5 protein-coding genes and 1 pseudogene are annotated in these 4,034 nt (G+C 28.5%); 4 read left to right on the forward strand and 2 right to left on the reverse strand.

Going from position 1 to position 4,034, the window contains the following annotated elements:
* Positions 1 to 136 (forward strand): annotated as a pseudogene (locus ABY863_RS13070) (UDP-3-O-(3-hydroxymyristoyl)glucosamine N-acyltransferase); the annotation flags it as partial.
* A 52-nt stretch (positions 137 to 188) separates the two neighbouring features.
* Here ABY863_RS13070 and ABY863_RS13075 read toward each other — a convergent pair.
* Positions 189 to 467, reverse strand: a complete 279-nt coding sequence (locus ABY863_RS13075; protein WP_372795552.1) for a winged helix-turn-helix transcriptional regulator — start codon at positions 465 to 467, stop codon at positions 189 to 191.
* Between the two features lie 157 nt (positions 468 to 624).
* On the opposite strand from ABY863_RS13075, the gene ABY863_RS13080 reads away from it, so the two are divergent.
* On the forward strand, positions 625 to 1,137 hold the full coding sequence (locus ABY863_RS13080) for a lactoylglutathione lyase family protein (protein WP_372795544.1): 513 nt from the start codon (positions 625 to 627) through the stop codon (positions 1,135 to 1,137).
* Positions 1,138 to 1,301: 164 nt separating this feature from the next.
* Positions 1,302 to 1,781 carry a hypothetical protein gene (locus ABY863_RS13085; RefSeq protein ID WP_372795546.1) on the forward strand — a complete coding sequence of 160 codons (480 nt, stop codon included), beginning with the start codon at positions 1,302 to 1,304 and terminating at the stop codon, positions 1,779 to 1,781.
* A gap of 2 nt (positions 1,782 to 1,783) precedes the next feature.
* On the opposite strand, the gene ABY863_RS13090 is transcribed toward ABY863_RS13085, so the two are convergent.
* Entirely contained in the window at positions 1,784 to 2,602 is an 819-nt protein-coding gene (locus ABY863_RS13090; RefSeq protein WP_372795548.1) for a DUF1853 family protein, read from the reverse strand.
* A gap of 164 nt (positions 2,603 to 2,766) precedes the next feature.
* On the opposite strand from ABY863_RS13090, the gene ABY863_RS13095 reads away from it, so the two are divergent.
* A partial coding sequence (locus tag ABY863_RS13095; protein WP_372795550.1) for a CHASE domain-containing protein occupies positions 2,767 to 4,034 on the forward strand: 1,268 nt, incomplete at its 3' end.

A 4,034-nucleotide genomic window follows, 5' to 3' on the forward strand; every position in this document is an offset into this window, starting at 1 on the left:
TGGTGCTGTTGTTGGTGGAGGTTCTGGTGTAATGAGCGATGTTGCAGCTGGCAAAACGGTAGTGGGTTATCCGGCAACCGATTCTAGAGATATGTTTAGGCAATGGGTAGCTTTAAGGAAACTTGGTAAAAGTTAATTTTTACAATTGATTTAACCCCGTTACCTACAATTTTGAAGCCGAGTTTATTTTATTGATTATTAGAATCTTCAGAACCCCATTTATCTAAACTTCTTAAAATACCTTCAAGAGATTGCCCTCTATCACTTAATTTATATTCAACTTTTGGGGGAACAACTGGAAAAACTTTTCTGGTAATAAGGCCGTCTTTCTCTAATTCTCTCACTGTTTGTGTAAACATTTTATTAGAAATTTCTGGAATCTTTTTCTGTAATATCCCAGATCGTAAAGCACCGTCTAATAAATGAAATAAAATTAGAGGTTTCCATTTAGTACCAATTAAATTCATGGTATAATTTAAAGGACAATTAACTTTTTTATTCAAAATATAAATTTTAAGTTACTGATAATCTTTATTTTACTCTTTTAGGTAACTATACTACTTTTTAGTAAGTTATTGCTGATTAGGCAAATATAACTTAATTTTGCAATCTAAATTATAATATATGACAACTAATAAAAATTATCCAAAATCCTTTTCACATATTGGTATTACAGTTCCAAATATAAAGGAAGCAGTAGAATTCTATTCTGAAGTTATGGGATGGTATATAATTATGGAACCCTCTAAAGTTAAAAAAGAAAGAGAAACAGCTATTGGACAAATGTGCATTGATGTTTTTGGAGAAGATTGGGAATCATTTGAAATTGCACATCTCTCAACTTCAGACGGAATTGGAATTGAATTATTCTCCTTTCCTAATGGAATAAAAAAAGCTCCTGAATTTAATCCTTTTAATACGGGCTTATTTCACTTTTGTGTTCAAGACCCAAATATTGAAGATTTAATTGAAAAAATTGTGGCCTACGGAGGTAAACAAAGAATGCAAATAAGAGAATATTATCCAAAAGATAAGCCATATAAAATGTGTTATGTTGAAGACCCATTCGGGATTGTATTTGAAATCTATACGCATAGTTATGAATTAACTTATTCTTCAGGCGCATACACAGAATAAAACTGGGGGATAGAAAAGTATAATCGAAATTGCTAAATTGGGTAAAATTGAATGTCTAAGAATATAAAGAAACTTTAAATTAAGATTTTTAATAATTGCAGCCAGCGAGTTCGATTTAGTAATAATCAATTATATTTGCTAGGAAAATGAATCCATATAAAATTATGAAAAAAGCATTAAAAGAAATAAAACCAGGTTTTGGACTGGGCAATTTAAAATTTGGAATGACTAAAGCAGAAGTTAAATTGATGCTTGGTGAACCTTCATTTATTGATGAATATTCTCATTCTGATTCAGATGAAGATTTAACGGAGTCATGGGAATATGATGAATTAGAGTTGTCAATTAGTTTTGATGAAGAGGAAGGTTGGAAATTAATTATGATTTCTGTGAATTCAGATTTTTATGAGTTGGAAGGTGTTTCATTAATTGGTTTAGGAGAAAAAGAACTTTTAAGAAAATTAGAAGCAATTAATTTAGGAAAATTAAACCTTGAAGATTCTTCAGAATATGATGGGCAAGATCAAAAAGTAATTGAAATTGATGACAAATCTATTAATTTTTGGATAAACGATGGTGTTTTAGATGAAATTCAATGGTCGCCTTTCTTTTTAGATGATGATACCATTGTTTGGCCAAAATAGGTTTATTCCCACCAAACAATAAAAATTTTATAAACTTCACCATTGGGCTGTTTTAACCAGCATAAGGGTGAAGTTTTGTTTTTAATTTCGGTTTCAATTTTAGGTAATATCTGTGTATAAGTTTTCCAGTTAATTTGAGTTTGTGTTTCTTGCAGCCAATTTATTTTTGAAGGAATATAAAACTTACAGTTGTCAAATTTTGATAATTCATTAAACGAAATATAAAATCCTTTTATACAATTATTATTAATTAATTTAAAAGAATTGTTTCTAAGTTGGAAAGGAACAAAGAGTTGTGCTTTAAAATAAACTTGTTGTTGAATATCTTTTACGTTAATATTTATACTTTTTAAAAATGGCAATGTTTGCTCTTTGTAAATTAAAGGAAACTGTTTTTCTTTCAGTTTTGTAAGTTTTGCAACTAAACTATCTTTTCTGTTTGGACCAATCCAATGTTCTAATTCAGTTTCTCCAACAGTCTCATCGTACAAATAAAATTTAAACATGACTTCTAAATGTATTGGGGTATTGTTTTGTTGAATTATAAAATCAATTTCCCCAACAGTTGTTTTTCCATTTTGGATTTGAATGTTTTCAGCTAAAATTTTAATGGAAGTGTACTGTTGTAATTCGTGACTTATAAACCGCTCTACACGTTTTCCTAAACGCAAATTTTTAGCAATACAACTATTGAACTTTGATGATTTTTCTTTAGTAAGTTCTAGTTGTTGTAATTCAAAAATAGTGTCAGATTCCCATAATAAGGGTGTGTTTAAAAAACCTTCATATTGTAATTGAATATCTTTAGAGTTTAAATCCATTTTTTAAAAAAAAAGAGTATTTTATTACTTTTTTAAACGTTAGTAATTAAACGAATTTAATAAAAAAAATAAATGTACTCTTGATTTTTTAATAATTTAAAAATGTTTTAAGCTGGTTGAAAGATTTTTGTAGCTAAAAACGGATAAAATACTCGTTTTTAGCAATGAATGGTAATAAATTACTTAAATTAGAGGTTTATTATAATGCTATGATGGCTAATCTTCAAAATTTATTAAAAATAACTTCATCAAAAAATGTTTTGAAAGCATTTTTAATTTTGGTTGTTGGAATTATTTTAACACTTATGTATACTTGGTATACTTATTTCAATATTGAAACACGAAATAAACTTGAATATAATGAGATTTGTAATGATATTAAAACAAAGGTAGAATTACGTCTTGGTGCATACGCCATGGTTTTAAGGAATGGTGCAGCTTTTATTGAAACTGTAGACACCATTACTCGAGAACAATGGGAAAAGTATAACAAAAAATCATATATTAATAAAAATTTACTTGGTATACAAGGGGTTGGATTTTCATTGATAATACCAAAAGAACAATTAAAAAAAAACATAGCGCAAATACAAAGCGAAGGATTCCCAAATTATACAGTTTACCCTACAGGTGATAGAGAATTATATACTTCAATTATTTATATAGAACCTTTTACAGAGCGAAATAAACGTGCTTTTGGTTATGATGTATTTTCAGAGCCAGTACGTAGAAAAGCAATGGAGTTAGCACGAGATTCTAATACTGCAATACTTACAGGGAAATTGCTTTTAGTACAAGAAACAGCTGAAAATGTACAAGCAGGTACTATAATGTATATGCCTGTTTATAAAAATGGAATGCCAATAAATAATATTGGTCAGCGCAAAGTAGCCGTTAAAGGGTGGGTATCTAGCGTATATAGAATGGATGATTTAATGGAAGGTATTTTAGGACGTAGGGATTTATTTCAAAATAATAAAATTCAATTGGAGATATATGATGAAAGCGTGTCTGAGAATTCTTTATTATATGACAGTCAAAAAAAAGATTCGTTATCTCATAAGGATTCTAAATCTCGTTTTGTTTCGTTACCACTTGAATTTAATGGTAAAAAATGGATATTGGTTTTTACACAACCCGAACAACAAGTGGTACCTTTTCAAGGTAGAGTGCTTATTGTTTTTATTGGTGGAGTTATAATAAGTTTATTGTTGTTTTTTTTAGCGTTGTCTATATTTAGTACATTATCCAGAGCTAAAATAATAGCTAAAGAATTAACAAAAGATATTAAAGAAAGTGAAGAGCGTTTTAAAAATATGTTCAATAATCACGCATCTATAATGTTGTTAATTGAACCAGAGAGTGGCAAAATTATTGGAGCAAATAATGCTGCTTCAAAATTCTATGAATATACTATAGAAGAATTATGTAA

The organism is Lutibacter sp. (genome assembly GCF_041562875.1).
In the GTDB taxonomy this organism is placed as follows: Bacteria; Bacteroidota; Bacteroidia; order Flavobacteriales; family Flavobacteriaceae; genus Lutibacter.

Coding starts and splice junctions, on each gene's coding strand:
- ABY863_RS13075 (WP_372795552.1), bottom strand. CDS start 467: ATGAATTTAATTGGTACTAAATGGAAACCTCTAATTTTATTTCATTTA.
- ABY863_RS13080 (WP_372795544.1), top strand. CDS start 625: ATGACAACTAATAAAAATTATCCAAAATCCTTTTCACATATTGGTATT.
- ABY863_RS13085 (WP_372795546.1), top strand. CDS start 1,302: ATGAAAAAAGCATTAAAAGAAATAAAACCAGGTTTTGGACTGGGCAAT.
- ABY863_RS13090 (WP_372795548.1), bottom strand. CDS start 2,602: ATGGATTTAAACTCTAAAGATATTCAATTACAATATGAAGGTTTTTTA.